The 26,277-nt window shown below is 58.0% G+C and carries 34 protein-coding genes and 1 pseudogene; 20 read left to right on the top strand and 15 right to left on the bottom strand.

Annotated elements, in window-relative coordinates:
- On the top strand, positions 1-165 hold a 165-nt coding region (locus ASD58_RS30675), incomplete at its 5' end, for a Sua5 family C-terminal domain-containing protein (protein WP_304438521.1).
- A 14-nt stretch (positions 166-179) separates the two neighbouring features.
- On the opposite strand, the gene ASD58_RS20585 is transcribed toward ASD58_RS30675, so the two are convergent.
- Both ASD58_RS20585 and ASD58_RS20580 read right to left on the bottom strand, forming a co-directional pair.
- Positions 180-1,271 carry a T6SS immunity protein Tli4 family protein gene (locus tag ASD58_RS20585; RefSeq protein WP_057263104.1) on the bottom strand — a complete coding sequence of 364 codons (1,092 nt, stop codon included), beginning with the start codon at positions 1,269-1,271 and terminating at the stop codon, positions 180-182.
- Positions 1,264-2,955 carry a triacylglycerol lipase gene (locus ASD58_RS20580; protein ID WP_057263103.1) on the bottom strand — a complete coding sequence of 564 codons (1,692 nt, stop codon included), beginning with the start codon at positions 2,953-2,955 and terminating at the stop codon, positions 1,264-1,266. The genes ASD58_RS20585 and ASD58_RS20580 overlap by 8 nt, the downstream gene beginning before the upstream one ends.
- A gap of 328 nt (positions 2,956-3,283) precedes the next feature.
- Here ASD58_RS20580 and ASD58_RS32840 point away from each other — a divergent pair.
- From ASD58_RS32840 to ASD58_RS20570, 3 genes and pseudogenes are all read left to right on the top strand, one after another.
- Positions 3,284-3,414, top strand: a pseudogene (locus ASD58_RS32840) (Sua5 family C-terminal domain-containing protein); the annotation flags it as partial.
- A 10-nt stretch (positions 3,415-3,424) separates the two neighbouring features.
- Positions 3,425-3,580 (top strand): Sua5 family C-terminal domain-containing protein, encoded by a 156-nt coding sequence (locus ASD58_RS32310; RefSeq protein ID WP_307177907.1) that lies wholly within the window; start codon positions 3,425-3,427, stop codon positions 3,578-3,580.
- Between the two features lie 44 nt (positions 3,581-3,624).
- Positions 3,625-5,166 carry a S9 family peptidase gene (locus tag ASD58_RS20570; protein ID WP_057263101.1) on the top strand — a complete coding sequence of 514 codons (1,542 nt, stop codon included), beginning with the start codon at positions 3,625-3,627 and terminating at the stop codon, positions 5,164-5,166.
- Here the strand turns inward: ASD58_RS20570 and ASD58_RS20565 are convergent.
- Complete coding sequence (locus tag ASD58_RS20565) at positions 5,126-6,469, bottom strand: S41 family peptidase (protein WP_082565568.1); 1,344 nt, start codon at positions 6,467-6,469, stop codon at positions 5,126-5,128. The genes ASD58_RS20570 and ASD58_RS20565 overlap by 41 nt on opposite strands.
- Before the next feature lie 72 nt (positions 6,470-6,541).
- Between ASD58_RS20565 and ASD58_RS20560 the strand changes: the two genes are divergently transcribed.
- The 4 genes from ASD58_RS20560 to ASD58_RS20545 all read left to right on the top strand — a co-directional run bounded on the left by ASD58_RS20560 (position 6,542) and on the right by ASD58_RS20545 (position 10,957).
- Positions 6,542-7,459, top strand: coding sequence for a LysR substrate-binding domain-containing protein (locus ASD58_RS20560; RefSeq protein WP_057263099.1), 918 nt, complete (start codon positions 6,542-6,544; stop codon positions 7,457-7,459).
- Positions 7,460-7,627: 168 nt separating this feature from the next.
- On the top strand, positions 7,628-9,001 hold the full coding sequence (locus ASD58_RS20555; RefSeq protein ID WP_057263098.1) for an SGNH/GDSL hydrolase family protein: 1,374 nt from the start codon (positions 7,628-7,630) through the stop codon (positions 8,999-9,001).
- A 21-nt stretch (positions 9,002-9,022) separates the two neighbouring features.
- On the top strand, positions 9,023-9,703 hold the full coding sequence (locus ASD58_RS20550) for an OmpW family protein (RefSeq protein WP_057263097.1): 681 nt from the start codon (positions 9,023-9,025) through the stop codon (positions 9,701-9,703).
- Between the two features lie 126 nt (positions 9,704-9,829).
- Positions 9,830-10,957 (top strand): alpha/beta fold hydrolase, encoded by a 1,128-nt coding sequence (locus ASD58_RS20545; protein WP_057263105.1) that lies wholly within the window; start codon positions 9,830-9,832, stop codon positions 10,955-10,957.
- Here the strand turns inward: ASD58_RS20545 and ASD58_RS20540 are convergent.
- Positions 10,935-11,405 (bottom strand): group II truncated hemoglobin, encoded by a 471-nt coding sequence (locus ASD58_RS20540; protein ID WP_057263096.1) that lies wholly within the window; start codon positions 11,403-11,405, stop codon positions 10,935-10,937. The genes ASD58_RS20545 and ASD58_RS20540 overlap by 23 nt on opposite strands.
- A 95-nt stretch (positions 11,406-11,500) precedes the next feature.
- Between ASD58_RS20540 and ASD58_RS20535 the strand changes: the two genes are divergently transcribed.
- Genes ASD58_RS20535 through ASD58_RS20525 form a run of 3 tightly spaced genes read left to right on the top strand, consistent with a single transcriptional unit; the run spans position 11,501 to position 13,931 of the window.
- Complete coding sequence (locus ASD58_RS20535; protein ID WP_156401402.1) at positions 11,501-12,937, top strand: hypothetical protein; 1,437 nt, start codon at positions 11,501-11,503, stop codon at positions 12,935-12,937.
- Entirely contained in the window at positions 12,937-13,485 is a 549-nt protein-coding gene (locus tag ASD58_RS20530) for a hypothetical protein (protein WP_057263094.1), read from the top strand. Before ASD58_RS20535 ends, ASD58_RS20530 begins: the two co-directional genes overlap by 1 nt.
- Before the next feature lie 11 nt (positions 13,486-13,496).
- A complete protein-coding gene (locus ASD58_RS20525) occupies positions 13,497-13,931 on the top strand; it encodes a hypothetical protein (protein ID WP_156401401.1) in 435 nt (144 codons plus the stop codon).
- Positions 13,932-13,995: 64 nt separating this feature from the next.
- On the opposite strand, the gene ASD58_RS20520 is transcribed toward ASD58_RS20525, so the two are convergent.
- Both ASD58_RS20520 and ASD58_RS20515 read right to left on the bottom strand, forming a co-directional pair.
- Entirely contained in the window at positions 13,996-15,174 is a 1,179-nt protein-coding gene (locus tag ASD58_RS20520) for an acyl-CoA dehydrogenase (protein WP_055933847.1), read from the bottom strand.
- A 36-nt stretch (positions 15,175-15,210) separates the two neighbouring features.
- Positions 15,211-15,717 (bottom strand): flavin reductase family protein, encoded by a 507-nt coding sequence (locus ASD58_RS20515; protein ID WP_057263092.1) that lies wholly within the window; start codon positions 15,715-15,717, stop codon positions 15,211-15,213.
- A gap of 151 nt (positions 15,718-15,868) precedes the next feature.
- Between ASD58_RS20515 and msrA the strand changes: the two genes are divergently transcribed.
- Positions 15,869-16,396, top strand: coding sequence for a peptide-methionine (S)-S-oxide reductase MsrA (gene msrA / locus ASD58_RS20510; RefSeq protein ID WP_057263091.1), 528 nt, complete (start codon positions 15,869-15,871; stop codon positions 16,394-16,396).
- A 10-nt stretch (positions 16,397-16,406) separates the two neighbouring features.
- On the opposite strand, the gene ASD58_RS20505 is transcribed toward msrA, so the two are convergent.
- The 6 genes from ASD58_RS20505 to ASD58_RS20480 all read right to left on the bottom strand — a co-directional run bounded on the left by ASD58_RS20505 (position 16,407) and on the right by ASD58_RS20480 (position 19,322).
- Positions 16,407-16,778 (bottom strand): cupin domain-containing protein, encoded by a 372-nt coding sequence (locus ASD58_RS20505; protein ID WP_057263090.1) that lies wholly within the window; start codon positions 16,776-16,778, stop codon positions 16,407-16,409.
- Positions 16,779-16,820: 42 nt separating this feature from the next.
- The gene (locus ASD58_RS20500; protein ID WP_057263089.1) at positions 16,821-17,243 is read right to left on the bottom strand and encodes a WxcM-like domain-containing protein; all 423 of its coding nucleotides are present in this window, start codon (positions 17,241-17,243) and stop codon (positions 16,821-16,823) included.
- Between the two features lie 25 nt (positions 17,244-17,268).
- Positions 17,269-17,715 (bottom strand): hypothetical protein, encoded by a 447-nt coding sequence (locus ASD58_RS20495; RefSeq protein ID WP_057263088.1) that lies wholly within the window; start codon positions 17,713-17,715, stop codon positions 17,269-17,271.
- The gene (locus ASD58_RS20490) at positions 17,712-18,143 is read right to left on the bottom strand and encodes an HD domain-containing protein (RefSeq protein ID WP_057263087.1); all 432 of its coding nucleotides are present in this window, start codon (positions 18,141-18,143) and stop codon (positions 17,712-17,714) included. Before ASD58_RS20490 ends, ASD58_RS20495 begins: the two co-directional genes overlap by 4 nt.
- Positions 18,140-18,484: a ribonuclease E inhibitor RraB gene (locus ASD58_RS20485; protein ID WP_057263086.1), complete on the bottom strand. Its 345-nt coding sequence runs from the start codon at positions 18,482-18,484 to the stop codon at positions 18,140-18,142. The genes ASD58_RS20490 and ASD58_RS20485 overlap by 4 nt, the downstream gene beginning before the upstream one ends.
- A 97-nt stretch (positions 18,485-18,581) precedes the next feature.
- Positions 18,582-19,322, bottom strand: a complete 741-nt coding sequence (locus ASD58_RS20480; RefSeq protein ID WP_057263085.1) for an NUDIX domain-containing protein — start codon at positions 19,320-19,322, stop codon at positions 18,582-18,584.
- Between the two features lie 120 nt (positions 19,323-19,442).
- On the opposite strand from ASD58_RS20480, the gene ASD58_RS20475 reads away from it, so the two are divergent.
- The 8 genes from ASD58_RS20475 (at position 19,443) to ASD58_RS20450 (ending at position 24,331) form a co-directional block, all read left to right on the top strand.
- A complete protein-coding gene (locus ASD58_RS20475) occupies positions 19,443-19,991 on the top strand; it encodes a 2OG-Fe(II) oxygenase (protein WP_057263084.1) in 549 nt (182 codons plus the stop codon).
- Positions 19,992-20,351 carry a hypothetical protein gene (locus ASD58_RS20470; protein ID WP_057263083.1) on the top strand — a complete coding sequence of 120 codons (360 nt, stop codon included), beginning with the start codon at positions 19,992-19,994 and terminating at the stop codon, positions 20,349-20,351.
- Positions 20,352-21,003: 652 nt separating this feature from the next.
- Positions 21,004-21,714 carry a hypothetical protein gene (locus ASD58_RS20465; RefSeq protein WP_057263082.1) on the top strand — a complete coding sequence of 237 codons (711 nt, stop codon included), beginning with the start codon at positions 21,004-21,006 and terminating at the stop codon, positions 21,712-21,714.
- Between the two features lie 83 nt (positions 21,715-21,797).
- The gene (locus tag ASD58_RS31405; RefSeq protein ID WP_156401400.1) at positions 21,798-22,199 is read left to right on the top strand and encodes a hypothetical protein; all 402 of its coding nucleotides are present in this window, start codon (positions 21,798-21,800) and stop codon (positions 22,197-22,199) included.
- A gap of 50 nt (positions 22,200-22,249) precedes the next feature.
- Positions 22,250-22,615, top strand: coding sequence for a hypothetical protein (locus ASD58_RS31400; RefSeq protein ID WP_156401399.1), 366 nt, complete (start codon positions 22,250-22,252; stop codon positions 22,613-22,615).
- Positions 22,616-22,795: 180 nt separating this feature from the next.
- Positions 22,796-23,083: a hypothetical protein gene (locus ASD58_RS20460; RefSeq protein ID WP_156401398.1), complete on the top strand. Its 288-nt coding sequence runs from the start codon at positions 22,796-22,798 to the stop codon at positions 23,081-23,083.
- 87 nt (positions 23,084-23,170) lie between these two features.
- Positions 23,171-23,638, top strand: coding sequence for a hypothetical protein (locus ASD58_RS20455; RefSeq protein ID WP_057263080.1), 468 nt, complete (start codon positions 23,171-23,173; stop codon positions 23,636-23,638).
- Positions 23,639-23,932: 294 nt separating this feature from the next.
- Entirely contained in the window at positions 23,933-24,331 is a 399-nt protein-coding gene (locus ASD58_RS20450) for a VOC family protein (protein ID WP_057263079.1), read from the top strand.
- 48 nt (positions 24,332-24,379) lie between these two features.
- Here ASD58_RS20450 and ASD58_RS20445 read toward each other — a convergent pair whose 3' ends face one another.
- From ASD58_RS20445 to ASD58_RS20435, 3 genes are all read right to left on the bottom strand, one after another.
- Positions 24,380-24,748 (bottom strand): hypothetical protein, encoded by a 369-nt coding sequence (locus ASD58_RS20445; protein ID WP_057263078.1) that lies wholly within the window; start codon positions 24,746-24,748, stop codon positions 24,380-24,382.
- Between the two features lie 80 nt (positions 24,749-24,828).
- Positions 24,829-25,380 (bottom strand): 3'-5' exoribonuclease domain-containing protein, encoded by a 552-nt coding sequence (locus tag ASD58_RS20440; protein WP_057263077.1) that lies wholly within the window; start codon positions 25,378-25,380, stop codon positions 24,829-24,831.
- A 427-nt stretch (positions 25,381-25,807) separates the two neighbouring features.
- A partial coding sequence (locus ASD58_RS20435) for a hypothetical protein (RefSeq protein WP_229210048.1) occupies positions 25,808-26,277 on the bottom strand: 470 nt, incomplete at its 5' end.

Genomic DNA, 26,277 nt, shown 5'->3' with positions numbered 1-26,277 from the left:
GCTTATGGTGTGTATGCCGCGTTGCGCGCGATGGACCAGCAGCAGGTCGAACTGATCCTCGTGGAAGCACCGCCGACAGACGATGCCTGGCTGGGCGTCAACGATCGCCTGCGCCGCGCCGCCTTCGGCTCGACCGGCATTATTGAGCGTTTCCTGCAAACCTGAGCCGGCGTTGCCGGTTAGGGGCGCACGGCCATTGGCCGAGGTCTGATAGAACCGATAACGGTGTCCCACAAGAATATGGCTTCTTCGTCGCTGATCGAAGGTTTGGTCCCGCCGGTTCTGTTCGCTTTCACGCCGGTGTGGAGTTCGATCTGAAGCACTGGCAGCAAGGGATTTTTGGGCTCGCCATGGCTTTGAAAAGCAAACTCGTGGTTTTCGCCCTCGAATTTCTGCGCAGGTTTATGCGTCAACACCTCGAACCCTTCCCAACCGCCAAGGTGACGATAGCCGCTTCGCAGGAATTTGATACGGGAATACCACTGGCCCATTCCAGATGCGATAGCGCCCTGCTTGGCATGCTTCAGCCTTGGTTCCAATGCATCCGATTCGATGAAGATGTCCTTCTTCGTCATTTCGATTGTGATATGGACGTCGTCAAACTTCTTGAGACGAATGCCAAGGGTGACTTCCTCCAGAATATAGCGTGACGGTTCTTGCAGGAAGGCCCCGTCCAGGCAAATGCCAGGCTCGTTCGGGATCTCATCGTTCGCTCGGCTGCGCAGTGAGCGAGCAACGTCTGTCAATAATGCGACCGCCTCTGCAAACGCGTCTCCCTCGCCGTTGATTTCGTATTCCTGTACAAATAAATCATCGTTAAGGCGAATGAACGATTGAACGTTGTAGTTCGAGAATTCTCCTCTTCCGATACCAATCACTAGCTTGTGTTGTTCTCCTATGCCAGGAAGTACTTTCCCAAGCATCGATTTTTCGCCGGTTAAACCACCGCGGGCCAATTCCCGGTCCGTATGGACCTTGGCGATAGCGCGCTTCACTACGCTGTCGAGCTCTGCACCTTGTCCTTCAATTCGTGTCAGATAAACTGGGACGCGCGCGGGGCCATAAACCACCGTTGCCTCGTTCGGTACATCGATCAGGAATCGGCCAACGCAGATCGTTTGGCTCCCAGAGGCCATTTCAGCGAGTCTGTTTTTGGTTGCTATCATTTGGTGCTCCCCTGTTATCGAACTTTCAGCGGCTGCGGGATGATTACCAGCCAGAGACAGGACGAATAAAGCGAAAAATTGCGCTATCTTCGTGAAGTTACGCATGACTTTTCCATTTCATTGTGGTGGCAATTTTTACGATGCTGTACAAGGTTGACTGCAAGGCGTTGGGATCGCTGTAGCTGTTCTGATGTTCGTAGCCGGTCTGTCGGAAGATCGCCTTGAAGCCACTGCTTAAAAGTTGGCGATCCGATGAGCGGATTGGAACTGTTTGATCGCCAGGGCCTTGCGAAGGACCCAGTTCCACGCTGATTCCACCGGGCGCGCCGTCATGGGCATTGATCCCGATCAGCACCAGTTTTCCTTGCCTGTTGTCTTTGGAGATTCGATAGTCCGGCCATGTAGAGCTGACACCTTGGCTCCTCAAATTCCAAACAACCCGCTCCCACGAAGGACGCGTGGCATCTGCGCCGTAGTGCGCATAACTTTGTTCGTGATATGTGTCGGCTATATCGAGGTGAAATTGTTTTGCCTCACGCAGCAGTCTTGTTGTGTTAGCAAGGCCAGCGTTAGAACTTGCCGCAGGATTCAACCATTCCTCGCGAAGCAATCCGAACCATTTATTGCGCAGGCAATAGATTTCTTCGTATGGGTCTCCGCCTTTAGGGAGAGAGTCAAGCAGTACGCCGTTATGGCGAATTTCGAGCCAGCCGTTTCCATAGGCACAGTTGGGTAACAGTTGGAGTCCGCCGGGTGCGTTGCCGAGGACGGCGGTGACTTCGTTACCAAAATTTCCTAGGAATTTTGGGGCTGGGTTTGCTTTTAAAGAACCTTCTTCAAATCCGCAGCGCATACGTCTGTACGCCGCCGGCGCGCCTAGTGCGGGCATGACGCCATGCACGATGCCGAGTATTTTGTCATTGATATTGCCCATCTTTGGATGGATCAGGGCGCGGGCGAGCAGGCCTCCCATCGAATGGCTTACGACTATGACCTGCTCACACTCAAAGCCCGATTTTTGATAGTGGAGTATTAGGTCTTTGATCCTTCTCGAAACGATGCGTGCTGAGTCCTCATTGGACTGCAGCCAGTTATAACCCATTGCGTGCACGGGGAAAACACAGCCCTTGGTTGCGCTCCAGAGTTCTTCGGCAGTCAGTGGAGCAACCGCAGGGATTGCGGCAGCGCCCCATGTCGCAGGATTTCTCCCGACGACCTCTTTCCAGAATCCTTCGCTCACCGGCTTATTCAAATGCTGCTCGCATCGTTCAAGGAGGTGTCGATAGCTGCTGAAGAGGACCTCTCCCCAGCCCCTGGAACGGGCCTTTTCTTCTTTGGAACGGCGCGGAGTAACCGTAGGCGGATCGTCCGCCAGCAATGGGGAACCGAATTCGAAGCGCAATGCGACCCTGATCTTGCTGTAGTCCTGGCGTGTGCCAGCGTCTTCCCGGGCGTTACCAGTTGGGGCATCGCCATTGTCGTAGCTGTCGACCTCTGTTGCGCGAGGGTCCAACTGTAGCTGGCGTCGGATTGGTGCTGCTTCCAACAGTTCCGTCACCTCATTTAGCCGGTCAGGTCGCCAAGCGATGTTGTTAGCCTTCTTCAATTGGAGCTGCCGCTCGGCGCTCATGCGCAAATTGGACCCCATAATCCCCGGCAAAAAGACAATCGGTATAACGCGCCTGGGAGGGACCCGCATGACCTGGGGCGCTTTATCTTCCTTCGGCGTGCAAAAGCCCGCAGCTGCCGGGCCACCTCCATGCATATGAATGGGCAGAAAACTAGTCATCAAAACTCCTTGCCGGGACCATGGGAAAGGCCATGTTGACACGCGCGACATCTCAAAATTTTGACCCAACACAAAGCAAGTACGCGTGCAGCCCCACAGCACTGGTGGCATTGTTGCCGACTGGCGACATCGAAAAAACCCTTGCGGAACTCAAGCTGCGTGGGCGGTGTGCCGCGCTGATCCACTACTCGCCGTTTGCGTTGTCTCAACCAAATGTGGNGCATTGTTGCCGACTGGCGACATCGAAAAAACCCTTGCGGAACTCAAGCTGCGTGGGCGGTGTGCCGCGCTGATCCACTACTCGCCGTTTGCGTTGTCTCAACCAAATGTGGCGCTCCCGGCCGAGCCAAAGGGGTATGCTTATGGTGTGTATGCCGCGTTGCGCGCGATGGACCAGCAGCAGGTCGAACTGATCCTCGTGGAAGCACCGCCGACAGACGATGCCTGGCTGGGCGTCAANGCTTATGGTGTGTATGCCGCGTTGCGCGCGATGGACCAGCAGCAGGTCGAACTGATCCTCGTGGAAGCACCGCCGACAGACGATGCCTGGCTGGGCGTCAATGATCGCCTGCGCCGCGCCGCCTTCGGCTCGACCGGCATTATTGAGCGTTTCCTGAAGTCGTAACCGCAGCGGGGCAGCCCGCCTCCTGCGCAAGCGAGGAGGCAGCCATGTCCCGCAGCACGGCACGCATCGCACGAAGGGTGGCATGCAGCGCCACGGCCGCCTTGATGTTGTTGCCCGGCGCGCTGGCAAATGGCGGCGCCGAATCGGGCGCAATCACGCGCTCCATGCTGGCCGCTCCCGAACGCGGCACTTTGCTGTCCGGCCCCACGTTGTCCCGCATCGAAACCGGCGTGTTCAGCACATCCAAACGCATCGAACCAGCCATGCTGGCCGAAGTGCTGGAAAAGGCCGGCAGTGCGCTGGCCGAATTCGCCGGCACGCCGCGCTGCACCATCACCACCTACAGCCTGCGTTACAGCACCATCGGCGGCAGCGGCGAAGCGACGGACGCCAGCGCCGCACTGATCCTGCCATCCGGCAAAGACCCCGCCTGCCAGGGGCCGCGGCCGGTACTGCTGTATGCCCACGGCACCTCGACCGCCAAGGACCACAATATGGCGCGCCTGCGCGGCGAGGCCAAGCTGGTGGCTGCCTTGTTCACCGCGCAAGGCTACATCGTCGTGGCGCCCAATTACGCCGGCTATGATGGCTCCTCGCTGCCGTACCACCCCTACCTGAACGCCGAGCAGCAATCGGCCGACATGATCGACGCCATGCGCGCCGCCCGCAGCGCGATGGCACAGATGAAGGTGCAGGCCGGGCCGCAACTATTCCTGGCCGGTTATTCGCAAGGCGGCCATGTCACGCTGGCCACCCAGCGCGCCATGCAGCAGGGCAGTGAATTCAAGGTGACGGCTGCTGCCGGCCTGTCCGGCCCCTATGCGATGGCACGCTTTTCCGACATGGTGTTCAGCGGCCAGCCGAACGCCGGCATCACCATCTACCTGCCGCTGATCGCCACCTCGGCCCAGCGAGCCGGCGCTGCCATCTACGGCAAGCCGGAAGAGCTGTACGAGCTGCAGTACGCCAGCGGCATCGAAACCTTGTTCCCCACCAAGATGACGCGCAAGGAACTGGTCAAGCAGGGCAAGCTGCCGAAAACCGCCATCTTCGCGCTCGATTCGCAGCCGCAGGCCAGGGGCGCATCGGTCTACTTCAGCAACCCGCACCTGGTGCGCACCAGTTACCGCGACGCCTACCTGCAGGACCTGGCACAGCATCCCTGCGACGACGGCGACTGCACGCCCGCCAACAACCTGCGCAAATGGATGCTGAAAAACGACTTGCGCAACTACACTCCGCAAAGCCCCTTGCTGCTGTGCGGCGGCAGCAAGGATCCCTCGGTGCCTTTCTACAATGCCACGGCCGCAGCCGAGTATTTTGCCCAGCATGGCGCGCCGCCAACCGTGGTCGACCTGGAAGAGCAGGGCGCCCAGGACGCATTCAGTGCGGCCCGCCGCAGCTTTGTTTTGATCAGCGCAGAAGCGATGAAAAAGGCGGAAGAAGAAGCCCAAAAAAGCGGCCGCAGTGCCAACGAACTGCTGATGGAAAGCTACCACTCCCGCCTGGCCGGCGCCCCGTGCCTGCTGGCCGCCCGCAGCTACTTCAATTCGCTGCTGCAGCAGGATGTTCCAGCAGCGCCCTGACCAGGGCGTTGCGATCGAAGGGGTCATCCGCCAGCACAATGTCTGGCCGCACCAGGGCTGGTTCGCGCTTGCCCGAAGGGCGGTCGAGCACGAAGCGCGGCACAACCACTTCCAGCCCGGTGTTCGGCAACACATGCTTCTTCTGGATGCCGCCAGTCTGACGCACATAGGCATAGCCGCCGGCGCCGACCAGCTTGGCGAAGCCGTGGTCCTGCACCGTATTGCTGAACAGGATGGCCGACGAATAAGTCAGATCTCCCACCAGTACAAAGACTTTGCCGCTGAAGTGCAGCGGATGCGTCGGCTCAGGCTGTACCCAGCTGTCGACGTTGCCGGTCACGACGTCGCCTGCTTTTTCGCCGGGGCCGGCGCGGCCTTCCAGCACCTTCTTCACAAAGCTGGAACCGTTGCGATAGGGCTTGTCCGCAATGTAGCGCAGGATGCCCGTCTTCCACATATCGTCGTCGCCTCCGCCGTTTTCACGCACATCGATCAAGAGCGCCTGTGCGCCGGCATCGCGCAAGGTGGCGAAGGCGCGTTCGGTGAAATCGTAAAAGCGCTGCTTGTCCGGCCAGGCGAACTGGTTGACGGTCAGCAGCCCGACGCCGCCCGCCAGCATGCGGAACCGGAACGCCTGTTCGAACGATTCTTCGCCTGCCAGCGCTAACGGCAGTGCCGACGCAGCGGGGACTTCCAGTACCTGGGCGCCGGCTTGCAGCGTAAAGCGCTCCATCGCGCCATAGGTCTTCCAGTAGTACAGCCAGAAGCGCCGCGCCAGCAGCTTGTTGCGGAAGGCCGGCGTATCGCCATGCACCGATGCGCCAAGCTCGCGCAGGATGCGTGCTGCCGGTACGCCATTGATGTTGTCGATCTCGCGGCCGGCCAGCGCTGTCGTCCCGCCGCCCAGCGCATCGACGATGCGCAAGCGCTGCTGGCCGTCGATCATGACCTCGAACGGAAACAGCTTGCCGCCCTCCTGCAGGTGCGCCCGCGTTTCCGCTCGCCAGTCGGGGAACACGATGCCGAGATGGGCATCGTTGAAAACGGGATTCATGCCCGCCAGCACGCGCCACGCTTCGTCGCGCGACATGGGCTGGCCTAACTTGCCGCGCGCCGTAGCAAAAGCCTGGTCGTAAGCTTGCTGCCCCGAGCGCAGCGCCGGCTCCGGATGCGTGCTTTCGATGGCATCGCGGACGAATTGCAGGTCTTGCTGCAACTGCGCGGGCGTAAAGCGGACGGGGTCGGCATGCAGGGGCGTGCAGCAAAGCGCGCCAAGGGCGAGGAGGAGAGCAGGAATTTTCATTGCCGCAATTCTAATAAATGGAATACAGTCCGTGCTTAAGCTTTTCTGATTAAACGATTAAGTACTCCCTTAATGCTCTCCACTGACGACCTGCGCTTTGTCTGCGCCCTCGCCGGCCAGCCTTCGCTGTCCGCCACGGCGCGCCTGCTGGACGTGACACCTTCTTCCGTCACGCAGCGCCTGCAAACCATCGAAGATAAACTGCGCCTCAAGCTGGCTGACCGGCTAGGGCGCGGCATTGCACTGACCGAACAAGGACAGATACTGGCCGAGCGTGCGCAAGCCATCCTGGCCGACATGGAGGCTTTGCATCTTACCCTGCACGGGCAACGCGATGAGCTGGCGGGGCGCTTGCGCGTGCTGGCGCCAATGGGATTCGGCAGCGCGCATATCGCCCCGCTGGTAGCGCGCTTCCGGGCGCAGCATCCAGCCCTGGCCTTCGAGCTGGAATTATCGGACCGGCCCAACCTTCGCCTGCATGAAGGCTGGGACCTGGTGATCCACATTGGCGCGCTGCGCGAGTCCAGCCTGCGGCAGCAAGTGCTTGCGCGAAACCGGCGCTACCTGTGCGCGGCCCCGTCCTATCTTGCGCGGCATGGCTTCCCGCAAAAGCTGGAAGACCTGGCCGGCCACGCTTGTCTCGCCCTGCGCGAGAATGAAGAAGACGCGACACGCTGGAAGCTGCTGCCGCCGGGCGCCAGCCAGTATCGGACGCTGCGCATCGAACCGGCACTGGCTTGCAACGATGGCCGCGTGATCAAGCAATGGGCGCTGGAGGGCCACGGCATCATGCTGCGCTCGGAATGGGATGTGGCGAGTGAGTTGCGTAGCGGCGCCTTGTGCCGCCTGTTGCCGGACCACCGGCTGTCGGAAGCGGATATCGTCGCACTGCTGCCGGCAACTGCCCAGCAGCGTCCCGCGCGCACGCGGCGTTTCGTCGATTTCCTGAAGCAGGAATTTGCCCGGCCGGCCTGGCTGGAAGAAGGCTGACTTGCCATGCTGATGCGCGGCTGCTACAGTCGCGCCCCTTGATAGTGCAAGGCTGCTGTTTTTACAAATTTCTACTTGTAACAAGCAAGTGCTAGCTGGCATATTAGTTTGGCAGCGAATAGCACGCGCGTTCGCAAAGCACTCAAAAAAAACCATCCCGGAGACACAATGCGTCATTTCAAACTCGCCATGACGGTCATGGCAGCGGCAGTTATTGCCGGTTGCGGCGGCAGCGACCCACGCCCAGGCGATCAATCGCCTAAACTCAAATACTCTTCCCAGGTATCCTTTGGCGACAGCCTGTCGGACGTCGGTACCTACAAGGTCGGCACCGTGGCTGCGATCGGCGGCGGCACCTTTACCATCAACGGCAACAACACGGCAGCCAATGCGGCACTGACCGGCAAGAACTGGACCGAGCTGATGGCTGCGCAAGCGGGCCTGTCCGCACCATGCCCGGCCATGACCGGCCTGGATGGCGATGCCAGCAAGGGCTTCAGCGTGCCGGTGCAAGCCAAGGCCGGCTGCTACGGCTATGCGCAGGGCGGTGCCCGCGTGACCAATCCGGTCGGCCCAGGCAACAAGCTGACCGGCAGCGCGCTGGGCGCGCTGACCGTGCCAATCGTCACCCAGGTCAAGAACCACCTGGCAGCCGTTGGCGGCAAATTCAAGGGCGATGAGATCGTGTACGTCATGGGCGGCAATAACGATGTGCTGATCACCCTCGAGCAATTGTCTGCTGGCGCTACCGCCGCTGGTACTGCAGCCGGCAATACCGCCTTCGCGACCAGCCTGGCAACCCAACTGGCCGCCGGCGCAACCAACCCGACCACGGCTGTGCAATCGATCTCGCTGGCCATCGCCACCGAAGCCGCACGTGCAGGCAGCACCAGCGCCACCATCGTGCAGGCGGCGGTAACCGCTGCGGTCGCAGCCGGCAATACCGCTGCCGCTTCGCCGACCGTGTATGGCCCGATGGTCGCCAAGGCGCAGGCCGATGCCACCGCCGCCGGCACCAAGGCCGGCGCCGATTATGCTGCTGCACAAGCGCCGATCGTGGTGCAGAACATCGCCAAGGCAGCTTCCGAACTGGTGGCACTGGTGAAGACCCAGATCGTGGCCAACGGCGCCAACTTCGTGGTGGTGAACAATATGCCGGACATCGCCAACACTCCGTCGGGCCTGGGTCAATCGACCAGCACCCGCGCGCTGATCGACAGCATGGTCAAAGCCTTCAACGACACCTTGTCGGCTGGCCTGTCGGGCGACGCCAAGATCCTGCTGGTCGACGTGTTCAGCGTCAGCCACGACCAGGCAACCAATCCGGCGCCATACGGCCTGACCAACGTCACCGACACCGCCTGCGACCTGACTCCTGCCAAGAACCCGCTGGGCAGCTCGCTGGCCTGTAATGCCAACAACCTGAAGGCCGGCGACGTGAGCCACTACTCCTACGCCGACACCGTGCACCCGACTCCGTTCCTGCACCTGCTGCTGGCACGCTATGTTTCGGAAAAAATGGTAGCCAAGGGCTGGCTGTAATCAAAGGACACTGGAGACACAATGACTCAACGTATCAACACCGCTGTAAAGCTGCTGGCCGTAGTGGCCGCGCTGGGCGCTGCATCGGGCGCATCGGCGCAATCCAAGGGTGAATGGCTGGCCAAGGTCGGCGTCAACCGAATTTCGCCGGACGTCACTTCCGGCGACGTGACCGCGCCTTCCAAGCCAGGCATCAAGGCCGAAGTCGGCTCCGACACCAAGCCGATCTTCAGCGTCGGCTACATGATCACCGATAATATTGGCACTGAACTGATGCTGGGCGTGCCGTACAAGCACACCTTGTACGGCGCGGGCTCGATCGAAGGCACCGGCAAGCTCGGTACCGCGGAAGCGCTGCCGCCGACCATCTTCCTGCAGTACCGCATGTTCGAGCCGACCGCCAACGTGCGTCCTTACGTTGGCGTGGGCTACACCTACGCTTACTTCCGCAAGGAGACCGGTTCGGCCCAACTGACCGCGGTGCTGAACACCGGCGGCGAGCCGGCAACCTACTCGCTGGATTCCAAGCATGCGGCCAGCCTGGTGATCGGCGCTACCGCCAAGCTGGGCGAGCGCTATTACGCTGACGTGAACGTGGTGAAGACCAAGCTCAAGACCACGGCCCACTTCTCCACCGGCCAGACGCTGGACATCAAGCTGGACCCGCTGGCGGTCAGCCTGTCGGTCGGCTACCGCTTCTAAGCGGGTGCCAAGCCGGAAAGGCCGCCGCAAGGCGGCTTTTTTTTCGTCCCGGCGACGAGCGTAGATGCACAATTTGCACTATTATCGTTGCGCATTTCGCAAATCAAATTGTCGAAAGGGACCCGCATGAAATCAGTATGGCTGGGCTTTGCCGCCCTGTGTCTCAGTACTTCCGCCTTGGCGCAGACCTGCGCCGAATCCGCGCCTTGCATGCGCGCCCGCGCTGCCGTGGAAGACCTTACCCGCATCGTTGCGCCGGAGGGCGTGCAGGAAACCTACAAGACCCAGATCGGTGGCATCGACCAGTGGATCAATGTGCGCGGCCAGGACAAATCCAATCCGATGATCCTGTTCGTGCACGGCGGCCCCGCATCGCCGACCATGCCGACCACCTGGCAGTGGCAGCGTCCCATCGAGGAATACTTCACTGTTGCGCATTACGACCAGCGCGCCGTCGGCAAGACCCTGCGGGCCAACGACAAGGAAGCGGTCGCCGGAACGCTGCGCATCGACCGTTTCGTCGACGATGCGATCGAAGTGGCCGAACACCTGCGCGCCAAGTACAAGAAGGACAAGCTGATCATCATCGGCCATAGCTGGGGCACCATAGTCTCCACGCGCGCCGTGCTGAAACGCCCGGACCTGTTCTACGCCTACGTCGGCATCGGGCAGATCGCGAACATGCGCGAGAACGAACGGATCAGCTATGACTTCGGCATTGAGCAGGCCAGGAAGCACAACAACACCGAAGCACTGAAGGAGATGGAAAGCATCGCGCCATATCCGGGCAATGAGCCGATCACGCGCGAGCGCATCATCATTGCCCGCAAGTGGCCGCAGTATTACGGTGGCTTGAGCGCGTACAAGAGCGATTCGGTGTACTTCTTCCGCGCGCCGATGCTGTCGCCCGAATACGACCAGGCCGACTGGGAAGCAATCGACCAGGGCAGCCAGATGACGCTTGGCACGGTGCTGAAAGAATGGACGGAAGTGGACTTCTCCAGCATCAGGCAGTTCCCGGTTCCGGTGGTGATGTTCCTCGGACGCCATGACTACACCACGCCGACCGAGCCGGTAGTGAAATGGATGGCGCAGCTCAAGGCGCCATACAAGCAGAGCGTATGGTTCGAGCATTCGGCCCACATGATGCCGTGGGAAGAACCGGGCAAGACGCTGGAAAGCTTGCTGACCTACGTGCGCCCGCTGGCGCTGAAGGGCGGCAAGCGCAGTACTAAGGCTTATACGGCCCCTTGACCTCGCCCCAGCCCCACTTCGGCATTGGCTGGTCGGCATCGACCGCCGCGCCGGGCTGGGAGTTGATGACGGCCAGCCGTGAGCCCCATTCCAGGTAGCCCACCAGGGCCGAACGGAATTCAGGATCGTCCGGCATCGCCAGTTCATCGGCAGTCTCCAGCAGCAGCGCCACCCAGCGGCGGCGCTGTTCCTGCGACAGGTGGCGGTTCAGGTGCTGGCGGATCATGTGGGCGTGGCCGCCATGGGCTTCGGAATACGCGGTGGGCCCGCCCAGCACTTCGCCAAGGAAGGCTGCCACGTGCGCGGGGTGATGGTCGCCCATGTGGGCAAACACCGGGCCGAGTAGTGCATCGGCTTTGACGTGCTGGTAAAAACGGGTGGTCAGCCGGTTCAGGGCTTCGGTGCCGCCAACCCATTCGTACAAAGTTGGAACGTGATCCTGGGACATGTGTCGGTCCTTTAGAGGAAGGGAATAGCTTGCAAATTCGAACGATATGTATTGCCGCTTTGCTGCCGGCATTTTTCAGCCTCACCGGTTGTGCAGTGTATAGCGAAACGCGGCACAAGCAGGGCGAAGCTGCCAAGGAAGCCTGGAAGTCGGTCGATATCGCCGGCCAGCTCAGCGCTGCGCGCAAGGGTGAGGCTGCGCTGCTGGCCGAACAGCTCAAGACGGAAGAGGCGCTGCAGAAGGCCAGGCGCGACGCCCTGATCCGCGCGATGGTGTTGGAAGGCACCGTTGCCTCGCAATTGAAGGAACCGATCGAGAAGCAGTTGCTGGCGCTGGCCGGTTCGCCGCAAGTCGCTGTGGCCTGGGCCGCGGCACTCAAGAAGGAGGAAAGGGCGCAGGGCAACCTGCATGATGCCGAGATCGAATTCACGCGCGCTGGCGTTGAAATGCCTGCTTGCGGCGTGTTGTCCCAGCAGTCGTTTGACGGCTGGGCGCAGGCCCATCCCGCGGCGCCGACCTACCTGCGCGCGGCCTGGATGAGCGCAATGGATGAATGCTCCAGCGGCGGGCTGACTGCCGGCTCCAGTTTTGCATTCAAGGCAGGCGCACTGGCGATTACCCAAAAGGCGGTGGCCGATGCGCGGGCGGCTATCGGCGGCGCCAAGGCGGCCAGCCTTGCTGCGCGCAGCCAGGTTGCCAAGCTGTCGAAGGAGTACGGCAGCGAGCTGGAAAAGCTCGCCGCCGAGCCTACGCGGGCGCAGGATAAATTGAAATCGATCGCCAGGGAGCTGGGCGATGCATTGGCAAAAATCGAGAAGCTGCCGGACCCGGTTTCGCGCCAGTTCGTGTCCGAGCAAAGGGTGAAGGCGCTTGACGCGACCTTGGCTTCGCTGGCCGGGAATGTCGACAGCAACGGCGAGAGCAGCGCCACCAGCGCCGCCTTGGCCAGCCTGGCCGAATGGTTCGACCAGTCGCGTGTGGCGCTTGCGGATGCGAAGAAGCCGCGCCTGGCCGCGGCCCTCTTGCTGCGTAACCTGGAGCAGGCAAAAGCGAATGCCGCTGCCAGGGACGCCCAGTTGCAGGCGATGGAGTTGCAACTGCTGGAGTCCAAAATGAACTGGCAGCTCGAGCAACTTCGATCGCTAAGCTATGGCCATCAGGCCTTGCAGGCGGTGAGCGCAGAGATGGCCGCAATGCAGGTGCGGACGGCCCTGGCGCCGGTCGAATCGGCGAAAGCCAGCTCCGGCAAGACTTTCGAGGACAAGACCAAGGTGTGGAAAAGCGCGGCTTCCTACCTGGACGCCAACGGGCGCCTGGCCGCGGAAGTGAACAAGACCGAAATCCAGCGCAATGCACTCGACCACGAACGCGCCATTGCCTATGCAGAGGGCAATATCGCACAGTGGAACGTGCTGATCTCATCGACCATCAACCAGCTTGCGGAATTTGGCGATGCCGGCGTGCGCAAGGAGGACATCACAGGCCTGGTGAACTCGATTGCACTGCTGTTTATTGCGAAGGGAGTTCAATAATGCGCATTTCTTTGATGTTGGCCGCCTTGCTGCTGTGCGGATGCTCCACGCCAAAGCCTGCGATGGAGCAGGCAAACCATGGCGTTGGCCTGCTCGCCCAGCTCGAATCCTCCCTTGCCGAGTTCAGGCGGGTAGAAGGCAATTCCATGAAGGCGCGCGCCGACTCCCTGCTTGCCCAGCGCAAGGCAATCGCCTTTGTCAACCGCGAGAAGCAGCGCGATTTGCAAGCCCGCGTCGCGGCGGGCGACAAATTGTCGGCCTCCCTGATCGATAACCTGGTCGCGAATACTGAAGGCCTGGCACTGAGCCAGGCCGAGTACGCGGAAGCCAACGCCGGCAACGAGGCGGCGGTGGCGGCCTTGCTGGCGCCAATTCCGGATACCCGCGGCGGCACGTCGGTCACGCAGGCAAGGCTGGCTGAAATGGGCGAAGAACTTGGCTGGGACATCCGGCGCAGCGAACTGCAAGCCTTCATCAAGGCCGTCAAAGAAAGCGTTGAGGACGGCAAGAAGAAAATCGAAGAAGCGGAAAAGAAAGCCAATGACTAATGGAGGCGAAGATGGCGTCACTCACCGAACAATACATGCTGGACTACTTCGATTCCCTGCGGCGCCTTAAAGCGAAGCAGAACGAGTTCGAAGACGCAGCCTCCGACCCGGGCAGCACCGACGGCGCGCGTGCCGCCGCGGCGGCGGCCTACCTGGACATGGCCAATATGATTGCGCGCTTCCGCGATGCGCATGAAGCCTTCATGCATCGCTTTGGCCCGGTGTCGACCGAATCTCCTACGCAGAAGATCGTGGATGAATCGAGCCGCCTGCACAAAGCGCTTGGCGACATCATCGCCAGGGAGAATGAACAGGTAGCGCTGATGCACGCGCTGGCGGACTTCGTGGATCGCTGGCAGAAGCTATCAACGGACGGCAAGAAGGGCGCGGCGAAAGCGAAGGCCGCTGCAGCAGCCAACCTCAAGTTCCTGACCCAGCCGGTGTAGCAGCAAACAAAAAGCCCCGCTCACGGCGGGGCTTGCTCAAAAAATGGGGTACGTCCCCATTTTTTTACTGGAAGGCCTGGATGCCGGTCATCGCGCGGCCCAGGATCAGGGCGTGGATGTCGTGCGTGCCTTCGTAGGTGTTGACCACTTCCAGGTTCACCATGTGGCGGATGATGCCGAATTCGTCGGAGATGCCGTTACCGCCCAGCATGTCGCGCGCCACGCGGGCGATGTCCAGCGACTTGCCGCAGGAGTTGCGCTTCATGATCGAAGTGATTTCGACGGCGGCAGTGCCTTCGTCCTTCATGCGGCCCAGGCGCAGGCAGCCTTGCAGGCCGAGGGTGATTTCGGTCTGCATGTCGGCCAGCTTCTTCTGCACCAGCTGGTTCGCTGCCAGTGGGCGGCCGAACTGCTGGCGGTCCAGGGTGTACTGGCGGGCGGTGTGCCAGCAGGCTTCCGCTGCACCCAGTGCGCCCCAGGCGATGCCGTAGCGGGCCGAGTTCAGGCAGGTGAACGGGCCTTTCAGGCCGCGTACATCCGGGAAGGCGTTTTCTTCCGGGCAGAACACTTCGTCCATCACGATTTCGCCGGTGATCGAGGCGCGCAGGCCGAACTTGCCGTGGATCGCAGGTGCGGACAGGCCTTTCATGCCTTTTTCCAGCACGAAGCCGCGGATCGCGCCTTCATCATCCTTCGCCCACACGACGAACACGTCGGCCACTGGCGAGTTGGTGATCCACATCTTGGAGCCGGTCAGCGAATAACCGCCCGGCACCTTCTTGGCGCGGGTGATCATCGAACCTGGGTCGGAACCGTGATTAGGCTCGGTCAGGCCGAAGCAGCCGATCCATTCGCCGGTAGCCAGCTTTGGCAGGTATTTCTGTTTCTGGGCTTCGGTGCCGAATTCATAGATCGGCACCATCACCAGGGAGGACTGCACCGACATCATCGAACGGTAGCCGGAATCGACACGTTCCACTTCGCGTGCGATCAGGCCGTAAGCCACGTAGTTCAGGCCAGGGCCGCCGTATTGTTCAGGGATGGTTGGACCCAGCAGGCCCAGTTCGCCCATTTCGCGGAAGATGGAGGTGTCCATCTGCTCGTGGCGGAAGGCTTCCAGGATGCGCGGTTGCAGCTTGTCCTGGCAGTAAGCCGCGGCAGCGTCGCGCACCATGCGCTCGTCGTCGGTAAGCTGGTCGTTCAGCAGCAGGGGATCGTCCCAGTGGAATGCGGCTTTGCTCATTATGCTTCCTGTCTCTCTTTGTTTATAAAAAATCAATCATTTCAACAGGTCCCGGAACTTCCCGCCGTGGAAAACCAGCGGCGCATTTCCAGCAAACTCGCAATGTTCCACCTCGCCCACGAAAATCACGTGGTCGCCCTCCGGGTAGCGGCTGCGGTTGTGGCATTCAAACCACGCAGTGCAACCCTTCAGGACCGGATGGCCGGTGCGCGACAGCTCGAATTCGACCGTGCCGAAAGGGTCTTCCGTGCGGGTCGAAAACAGCTTGGCCAAATGGGCCTGGTCGGCGCTCAGCACATTGATCACATAGTGCGAATTACCGCTGAAAATGGGCAGGCTATTGGCGCCAGTGCCCAGGCTCCACAGCACCAATGGCGGGTCGAGCGAGACGGAATTGAAGGAACTGGCCGTCAAGCCACGGAAACTGCCATCTGCGAGCCGCGTAGTGATCACGGTGACACCCGTGGCAAATTGCGACAGCGCCTGGCGAAAATGCACACTGTCGAATTCGCGTGAGGTGGCGCGTGGGGAGCTGGTATTCATGCGGGACCTGTTTGTTTCAAAGAGATTATGCCAAAGAACGATAGTCTAACCTTTGGCGAAAGCGACGGGGATTTTAGCTAAGGCGGCACTTTTCGAGCAGTGCACGCCGATTTGCGCTACAGTAATACTTCCGGTACGTGAGGAGGGCGATATGGCTGAAGTAGCAATCCTGGGCGGTGGATGCTTCTGGTGCACCGAGGCGGTGTATCTGGAGGCGAAAGGTGTCACGAAGGTCGAATCCGGCTACATGGGCGGCGCGCAGCCGAATCCCACCTATGAACAGGTCTGTACCGGCGAAACCGGCCACGCCGAAGTGGTGCGGCTGGAATTCGACCCGTCCCAAATCAGCTACCGCGACCTGCTGGTCATTTTCTTCACGATCCACGATCCTACCACCCTGAACCGCCAGGGCAACGACGTCGGGACCCAATATCGCTCGGTAATCTTCTATGAGAATCCCGAACAGGAGGCCACTGCGCGGCAGGTGATTGCCGAAATGGCCCACGTCTGGGACGCGCCGATCGTCACCGAACTGGCGCCGGCTGCGCCGTTCTACAAGGCCGAAGACTACCACCAGAACTACTTCGCACAGCACCCGCTGCAAGGCTATTGCGCCTTCGTGGTGGCGCCCAAGGTGGCCAAGTTCCGCAAGATGTACGCCGATAAGCTCAAGACCTAGAGCCAGTTTCCTATATCGGGCGTAATTGGTCTGCGAGGCTGCGCGTTTTTTCAGTCACTTCGGCACCGGTATGCAGCGTGGATTTACGTTCGATGAGCATGATGTGGCACTCTTGCTCCGCGACGGGATTGTGCCGCACGCCTTTGGGGACGACGAACGTTTCGCCTTCATGCAGGACGACCGTCCTGTCTTCCATTTCGATTGCCAACGAGCCTTTGAGGATGTAAAAAAGTTCGTCCTCATTTTCGTGACTGTGCCAGGTGAGCGAGCCAAGCACCTTGGCGACCTTGACGAAGGAATCGTCAAGTTCAGCCACTACGCGAGGTGACCAGTATTCGTCCAGGCTGGCTGCAACCCGGTTCGGCGAAACGACATCATTCATGGTAAGTCCTTTGAAATTCGGAACGTCATTGTTTAAAAGAGATCAAGCTCCATGCGTGACCTCTTGCCTCGGGCGATGGCCGGTGCCCTCGCCTGGGGTGATGAACAGCACCTTGGCCTTCTGGGTGACGTTCGCCGTGTGCCAGATGCCGCGCGGGACGAGCAGGAAATGGCCGGGCTGGTCCAGCGTGACCTTCCGTTCAGCGTCGCCCATTTCCAGCACAAATTCGAGTGCGCCCGAAATCAGCACGACGACTTCTTCGCCGGCAGGGTGCTGCTCCCAGCTCGTCCAGTCTTCGCTGAAGTCGTAAGTCGACACCAGCCGACCAGGACCAAGGTGGGCGAAGCCGCCCGTAGCCAGGTCTTGCCAGAACGATTCATTGACCTCGAGCGGGACCGAAGTCCCATCCGGGCCAAGGTGTAAGAAAGTGTCGAAGGCGTTGAATGGTCCAACAGGATTCACCATGGCTTTACTCCTTCAGAAAAATGGATCACATCCCGGACAGGGGCCCGCAGTAGAGGGCGGTCCGGCAAACGACTAGCTGCGCGATGCCAAAGCCAGCGCAACACGCGACGAAAGTGGTCGCGCATGCAGTGGCTGGCGGCAGGCCGCGACGACGGGCGAGTAACGCCACGACGACTGCAGCCAGCACCAGGCCGGGCAGGGAAAACAAATGGCCGAGGCCAAGCAGGCCTTCTGGCCGCGAGAGCGAGGCTTGCCAGGCCCAGTAGCCAAGGAAGGTCGCACTCAGTGCCGTGGTTGCGCCCAGCGTGGATAAAGGCGGCGCTTTGAGTAGCTGGATCATGCCTGCCAGGCCGCACCACGCAAGCACGTAATACCATGGCCCCAAATAAACGGGATCGCCGAAGATCAAGAGTGCCGCAAGCTGCGCAGCGCCGAGGCCAAGCGCCAATGTGATATCGAGAGTGCGTGTCAATTTGGATGGGATGCTAACAAGAGGGCGCGCACCTGCTTGTATTCCTCGACCCGGGCGAAGTCCTTCTCCGTCGGATCGGCGATGCGGCTAAGGTCCATGTTTTCTGCATTGTCAGCGAGCTTGACCACGCGCGCAATCGGATTCGCTGCTGCTCGTGCTGCGGCCTGCAGCCGAGATTCGCCGCGACGCTTGGTCAGCGCCTCGATGGCTGCGACTACTTCGGCAGGAAAGCCGGACGCGTGCAACTGCGCCAGCGTAACAGTGGTGTCTTCAACCACGTCATGCAGTACCGCTGCCATGCGTTCGTGGTCGCTTGAGACGCGAAGCATCACGCGTAGTGGATGAAGGATGTAAGGTTGTCCGGCCTTGTCGACCTGGCCGGCATGCGCTGCCGCGGCAATTTCAATGGCTCGTTCAAGCGTGCTCATGGTTGTTGCATTACCCCCCAGGACTCGCAAATGCCTCCATATGGCGCTGCCAATTCAGAGACCAAGCGTTGAATCGACATCACAAGTTCGTAAGTCACTCTTTCGCTAACTATGAATGAAATATATCCACGATATTCGTCGGGTTCATGGACTTCGACCTGGTTGAAGCGTTGAGCTAATGCTGAAAGCAATTCACCGGAGGGCGGCCATTCAGCAAAGTCGACGTTAAAGTCAATGCTGGCGGGGGTTGCAAAATCAAACCCATCCTCCTGCATTCGTCGAAACACATCGCCGTCGGCATCGGCCGGCCAGTCCTGGTCATGGGTATGCCTTGCATTCATTCTCCGCCTTCCCTCACTAGAATAAGCGAGATTAATCATCCAAGTTGCACGATGTAGCCGGGCCTTGTAGTCCGAAGTAACGTGAAAAAGCCCCTGGCTAGCCCCCGGCGCCCATCACGCGGTTGAAGTATACAGTTGGATGACCTGCCCGCAGCCGGTACAACTGCGCGGGGCGGTTGCTGCCATGGCGCTGCTTGCCCGGGATCTCTTCGAGGAAATCACCTTCCTTGATCCGCTTGCGGAATGCACTCTTTTCCACCGGGCGTCCAAGGATGGTTTCATAGACGCGCTGCAGGTCCGACAGGGTAAATTCTTCCGCCAGCAAATGCACCGGGATCGACGTGTATTCAACCTTGTTACGCAAGCGCTGCAAGGCCACATCGAGGATGGCAGGGTGGTCGAAGGCCAGCGCATCTTTCGCCGTCAGGCCGTCCACTGGATGCCAACTTGCGGCGTCGCTGCCCGAACCATGGCGCAGCTCCATCCCCTCCGATCCGATCAAGGCGAAGTAGGCAAAGGTTGCCGACCAGCCGCGCGGGTCGCGCGTGGCGCTGCCGAAGCCTTGCAGCTGTTCCAGGTAGGGCGCTTCAACGCCGGTCTTTTCGCGCAGTTTGCGCAGCGCCGTTGCATCGAGATCGCGGTCGCGATGGATGTCAATGAAGCCTCCTGGCAGCGCCCAGCGCCCCTTGTGCGGATGCTCACCGCGCTTCACCAGCAGCACATGCAGCGCCTGTTCACGAATCGTGAAAATGACCAGGTCGACGCTGGTGAGCGGAACGTCAAAGTCGTGAATATTGTATTTCCGCAGGAATTCCTGCTCTGTTTCGTTGCCGCTCATGGGTGTCCTCGCTGGTGGAGCGGCCATTTTAACCGTCTTAGTGAAAAATAAAAATAACTTAGTTCAATATATAACTAAGTTAGTGTAATATTTGCACTAATATAAAATACAGGCGACATCATGCAAGCGGAACAACTTGGCCTCGGCATCTTCACAGTGAAGCAATTTCTCAACGAAGCCGAATGCCAGCACTACATCGAAATGGGCGAGCAGATGGGCTACCAGCCGTCTGAAGTCAACTTGCCTATGGGCTCAATGCGGCGCGAGGACATTCGCAACAACGACCGCGTGATCTTCGACGACCCGTGCCTGGCGGAGTTGCTGTTCAAGCGCGCCGCGCCGCTGCTGCCCGCAACGATTGGCGAATGGCGCCTGCATGGCCTGAACGAGCGTTTTCGCTTTTATCGCTACGGCCGCGGCGAATACTTCAAATGGCACAAGGATGGCTCGTTCGAGAAGTCTCCGGACGAGGTGAGCCTGCTCACGTTCCTGATCTACCTGAACGCCGGCTTCGAAGGCGGCGACACCCAGTTCAGGTGGGAAACCGTGCGCCCAAGCGAGGGAATGCTGCTGGTTTTCCCCCACAAGCAGTCGCACCAGGGAGCGGAGATCAGTGCAGGCACCAAATACGTATTGAGGTCAGACGTTATGTACGAAAGGATAAGCTAAATGAACAGTTTCGAAGCCAGTCACAGGATGCAATGGATCGGCCGGATCAATACTGCGCCATCGTTCCTGGACTCGGTGTTTATGTTTTCCCTGTACAAACGCAAGCAGGTTTATTGCCACTTCCCCGAGATCACGCCGAGGGAAGCATTAGGCGACTATGACGAGTCGGAGTTCTCGACGTGTATGCAGAGGGCAGTGCGGCTCTGGTCATGCTCGTGCGCGATGGGGGAGTCGGCGCTTTGCTACAGGGGTGCGAAGCCGTTGGAGGAGGCGGTGCGCCTCATGACGGAAGAGCACCCGGGATTTTCGAATGAGTGCTACAACGAGGTGATTTACATGGGTATGTTCGAAATGCGATAAAGCGTTTGGCTTCATGTGTAGTGGCTCAAACTTAACCTGACACTGACTGTCAGATGGGATAGAGTGACGTCGCAGATAGGCCAGATTTTGTGAGAATCTCCGTATTTTTCGCTATGGCAAGCTGGTATGCTGCGGTTGACGAAAACGGCCACAAGCGGACTAGCATTAGAACACGCAAACTTTAGATTTCGCACTGGATCGTATGACTCAACATGAATTCCACGCTGCCGCGGCCTCTCGTTCCTGGCGTGTTTTTGCACACCGAGTAGTGATATGGCCATTCATTGCACTTTCGTATGCGTCAGTCTTTACTGCGATTATTCACTGGTTTACCGATACCTGGTCGGGGCTAGCTACGTTGGCGGCATTGTTTGCAGTTGTGCTGGGAGTGCCGACGCTGTTTGGAAACGCGGGGTATCTTTGGAGGAAAAGGCTGCACAGGAAGTTTAAATGGGAGACAGTCTTGTGCGCAGCACTACCATTTGCGGTGCTCTTGCTGGCTCTTGCCGTGAGTGCGTTTGGCCGATTCGCATGAAGCTTCGACGTTTCAGCTTCTTTTGTTCCGAAGGCGGCCACAAGCCGCCACTCGCTATGCCAACAAACAACTCTGCGGCTTTTACGTCGCATATCTCAGTGCTTCGATTAAAGAACAATGATCAAAAACCAAGTGGAACGCCCGAAATATGTAGTCCATTTCTTTCTCGGACTCGCCGAGTCAGAGGAGGAGAAGCTGTGTCGCTGGGCTCAGTGGGAGCAGTGCTATCTTGCCCTCGACGGCATCCTGAAGGAGTTCGGTTCCAAAGCCAATCTCTCTAGCGAGCAGGCCTATGAAATCGCCAAGCGTAATTTGAAGAGCGATCCGCCTGGAACCCGACGCGTAACTTATCAGAAAGTTCCGAATATTTCCCGCCTGCGCTGGACTTATGAAGCGAATCAGCTATGGACGTCTACGCTCCAAGGAGACGGACCGCATCCTGTCCAGCTAGACCGGACAAGGATTGCTTCGTCCAAAATTGGAATTCCCAAGCATGATGGGAGTGGACGCGAGATCCCAGAGATCTGCATTCTATTAGGGGATCAGACACCAGTCGAGCACTCCGCACTTTGCAACCAGAGTCTTATGCTGGCGGTATCCGAGCGCTTTTACGCAACGCGCACGGCAGACTATTGGAACGAACTAATTGCCCGCCTATCGTTGTTGATTCGGGCGGTCAGCATAGGGAGAACGATTTGTCCTTGGAGCCAATCAATCACTGTCGGTGGTGAGATGTACTCAACTTGTGTCGGGTATAGCTCCTATAAAATTCGGGACTCTCTCGAGTTCAACAGCTATTTCCACAAGTGGGAATACCTGTCGCAGTAATTTGGGGCGAACGCAGCGGCAGGGTCACGACGGATTTCGGCCAGGAGCTGACGGAGCGCGTTAAGATGAAACGTGGAGCGTAAATGCAGATAGCAATCAAGGTTGGTAAATGTTGTTTGCTTCTACTGATCGGGATTTCGATTGCTATCCTATGGATGTATTGCCACGGATTTTTGGCACACGAGTTTTATGGAAGCAAAGCGATCAATCCCGATGCAGAACGACTTGGAGGCATGATCACACTGGCTGTTCTCTTTGCGGCCCCGGCTTGGCCAATTAATCGATTGTTTCCTGCTCGCACGGTTTTGGCTTCTGCGATCGTCGGCTGGATACCTTTGGCGTTATCTTTGACTCTTAAGTACCAAACGAAGATGGCAGTAAATGGTGGTCTCTTGTTCAATCTGGCGGCGTTGGAAGGTGTGCTATGTTGGTCAGCAATTATCTTAGGTGCTTGGACTGTTAAAGTAATATCGAAGCCTCGTTAGTAGAAACCGTCCAAATTCGGCTGCCAACAGCAGCCAGTGAAAGTTTTAACTTGAATACAGAAGATATTCTCCGTCAAATCGTTGAACACGAGTATCCAAGTGCTAGTGTATTTGATGATGCTTTGTCGGTCTGCGGCCGCTCAAGAAATGCATTTTCAGAGAACTTCGCAAAGGAGGTGGCCCAACGCTATCTTCATGGGACAATTGCCTTTGATGTCGCCGATTGTGCGATTAATGCATTGTCAGCTTGGACGCCACTTGAAGATTTTTCTGCTTGCTGCTGGGCCATCTATCTGGCCTTCGATGAGGGGGAGTATTTGCACCGAGGACAAGCCGCCGGCACCAATGAAGAGTTGTTCACGCGGCCCTTACTTATAAAGGCGAAGTCCGATTTCTTTCCGGACGCGAACGGGTAAAATCGGCCAGAACCGGTCGTTCTGAGTGAACCTGAGCGGTGAGATAAGTCGAAAATACCTCACTAATATATTTGATGAAAATGGTGGGAAAGAGAGAATTTAGTGGATCAGAAAATGCGGCCGTTGCATAAGAAACTCGACCGAGCCACATACGCGCACGACAAAGTTGTGAAGTTCAAAATGAGTCAGCGTTCCTATGAGGAAGATGACGGCGTGCCAGTACCGATTCCGATCATGTATCGCTTCTATCACATCGGCAGAGCCTACGACCTACATCAACTGAAAAATTTCAGTCCGAGAGAATGCTCAGCCATCGACTTCATTTCAATGAATTTACTGATTGCGGAATTGGAAGCGCTAAGAGAACTTATTAACGACTCTGTGCTTAACCATTACGGTGATCAGCTGATAGACTATGTAAAGCGCCATTCAATTGACTCGAAATCGCGAATGATTTTAAGCGCATGATGGTTGTCGGCTCAGTCAGTCGAATGCGTATTGTCGAAAATTTCCAGACAGTGTTTCCTGATTAGAATTAATAAATTATTGCCACGAATGTCGCGTTCAAAGAATCGAAGGTTCTGGCTGGTCTCAGTTCTAGCCGCAGTAGGCGGTATCGCAATTGCGATTGGCGAAGAGCGCGGAATTATCCAGGGTAATTTCGTCTTAAAGGTGCTCGGATTTCTGGGGGCAGTATATTTCTTAGCCGGCGCCGTGATTATTCCATACTTTAAATTGAGAATGCTTCAAGGTGGGTTTCGACTTTACACTCCAAGCGTGACTTTTGACATTCGATGGGAGTGCGTTACTGAAATCTCCGTATTCAAGGAAGATGGAGCGCTTGAATGGTTGATCAAGACGACGCAAAGCGACAGTGTCTTTATTTGCGATGACGAGTATCTGTATCGGAATCGCCTACGAAAGGGAGCTATCGCCCATCTGAATGGCTTCAGCGACGCCTTGTTGCAGGTAGCTGTTGAAAGTCCTTCTGACGGCGCCTGGACTTGTTTCAAGGTTCCATAAGACATCGCTAATAAAGCGAACTTCCGCAAAGGGGCGGAAGCCGCCCCCCAACTAACACGCGGTGTCATATTGATAGTTGTGAAATTTTGGATGGAGTGATCCGATTGCATTAAAGCACCCCGATAAGCGACCTTGCGCAAGCACTGCGCCCCATGGCGTCCAGATTGCGGAGAAGATTAAATTCTCGTGGGGAGGGGGCATTTTTTTCCTTGCGACGTGTCGATTTCGCGCGCCGCCATCCGTCGTAGGGATGAAGTACCGATGTACCCAATTCACCTTAGCCAAGGAAACGCCATGAAAAATCAGATCATCCTCAACTTGCCGGTGAAGGACTTGAACAAGTCCAAAGCCTTCTTCTCTGCGCTCGGCTTTACTTTCAATGCAAAATTTAGTGGCGAGAACTCAGCATTCATGAACATCGTCGGCGACACCATCCAGGCCATGCTGACGACCGAGCCGTTCTTCAGGTCCTTGATCGACAAGCCGGTCGCACAGGCGAAGGAAGCCAATGAACTGGTCATCTGCCTGAGCTGCGATAGCCGGGAAGAAGTCGACACCTTGATCGCCAAGGCCGTTGCTGCCGGCGGCCGTACACCGCACCCGCCAGAGGACCATGGATTCATGTATGACCAGGGTTTCGAGGACATTGACGGCCACCTGTGGAACCTGGTCTGGGTGGCGCCGGAGGCCTGATCGTCTTGCCTTCGTCGCTGGCTGAACAGCCAGGCGCGCAAGGGCGCTTTACTGAGATTCAGGAAGCCCTTTATCTCTTGCGACCTTGGTGATCATGTTGCGTATTCTGGAAAAGCCGGGCTGATCGAGTTTAACTTGAGAACCCCGAAGAACCACCCCACCCGCATCGTCGATAAGCACGATCGACGAATCCGGAAGTGTTATGCCGACCCTGATCCCATTGTCCAGGAAGGGGCCTGGTTCAGCTTGCTCGATCAGCGCCATGATTTCCAAAAATCTCGGGTCGCCAACATTCATTTCACCGATATCGGCGCATGAATGCGAAAAATTCGCTTTTGTCATTGGCGCAGAAGTGGAGACATCGAAAGGAACGTAGCAGAGCTTCGCCATTCGGCCACGCTCCACCTTGTTCTCCATTGCGTTGCCACACGAAACAAAGAGCAAGCAAGCAGCAAACAAGCAGGCCGCTTTGCACGAATGCTTGGTCAAGTTGAACATTAGCCCTGGTTGAACTTCAACATGTTACAGAACAGCGCCCCCTGCTCAATCGCGTCGTCCAACGCCACGTGCGTGTGCGGCAGCTTGTCGAACCATTCCTTCGGCATATTGCGCTTCGTGCTATCCCGGTAGCCGGCCTTGAGGACGGCCATTGCGTAGGTTTTCATGTCCAGTGCCGAATGGCTGAAAGGGCTCTCGCCGGCAAAGCGCATCAGGTACCAGTAGACGAACAGAAAATCGAAACCAGCCGGATAGGCCACGAACACCGGCTTGCCCTTGAGTCCTTTGATCCACTCAACGTAAGCACGCATGGCGGTCGCTGGAGGTTGCAGGTCCTTCCTGCAGGCGGCCCATGCTTCCGGCTGCGTTGCCCACCATTCGGCAGTCTTCGAGTGTGCGGTTGCGCCTTCCAATGTCTCAAGGTTGGCGGAGAAGGTTGAAACCAGCTTCTTGTCCGCCGTGTATGCAGCGGACCCGAAGCTGAGCATCGAATGCGGCCCGGGAATCGGTCCGTCGGTTTCGACGTCGGTGCTGATATAAATTTCGTTCATATTGAGGAAGCCGATGGGTCTGGTAAGGTTCAGGGCGCGAGCTGAATCGACGGAAACTGATGTATTGGTTCTTTGCGAATGTATAGAGCAATGTAAGGTGTGAATTTTCCCAGATCGATCCACGTTTCAAATGACGATTTGCCCGAAGGCAAAACCAGCAAACGGAACAGCAACTGAAATTGTTTGAGTGCAGTAGTTGACAGCGCATCGTCAAATCGAAGCGATAATTTCGTTGTCGTTGGTCAGCGGGATGCAACGCCCGACAGCGGAGGCTACGCTATGCTCAGCGCGAGTTTTTACTGCAAAGACGCCCTTGGCGTAGCTGGCGCAAAATCGAACGCAGGCATCATCAGTGGGCGAGAGTTCTTCCCACCTCTGCGTGCAAATGAAGCTCAAGTCACATTCGTCCAATACTGAGAGTGCTCGATCAGGATTGCGACGATTCATCTTCGATCACTGGATTCTTGCGCATGAAAACCAGCAACGTACCAATCGCGGCGATTGCAAGCGAGGCGCTGAAAATCCATATGCCACCGTAGGTGAATGCAACTCGGAGCCCAAGCAACAGGCCAATGACCCAAACGGGAATGAAGAAGACTCGCGGCTTCAAGTCAATGAGCTCGGCAACCAGTCCCACCAGGAAGACGACTGCCGCAATCAAGAGACTTGCTACCGCCTGTGGCGTGGTTGGGAAAAAATGCCCGAGGACCTGAGTAAGTAACCAGATTACGAATAAACAAATAGCAGCGCTGATATTGAAGATGAGCATGTAGGTTCGATTTTCCTCACGCAAGCGAACTGAGGTAACCTGACTTTTTCGGACACTTCCATTTGATAAACTTGTCAAAGGGAGTGAAAACATGAGATCAACAACATACACGCCGGAGTTCCGGGCCG

The organism is Duganella sp. Root1480D1, from assembly GCF_001427305.1.
Lineage (GTDB): Bacteria > Pseudomonadota > Gammaproteobacteria > Burkholderiales > Burkholderiaceae_D > Rugamonas.
This window is presented reverse-complemented; position numbering and strand designations above follow the sequence as displayed.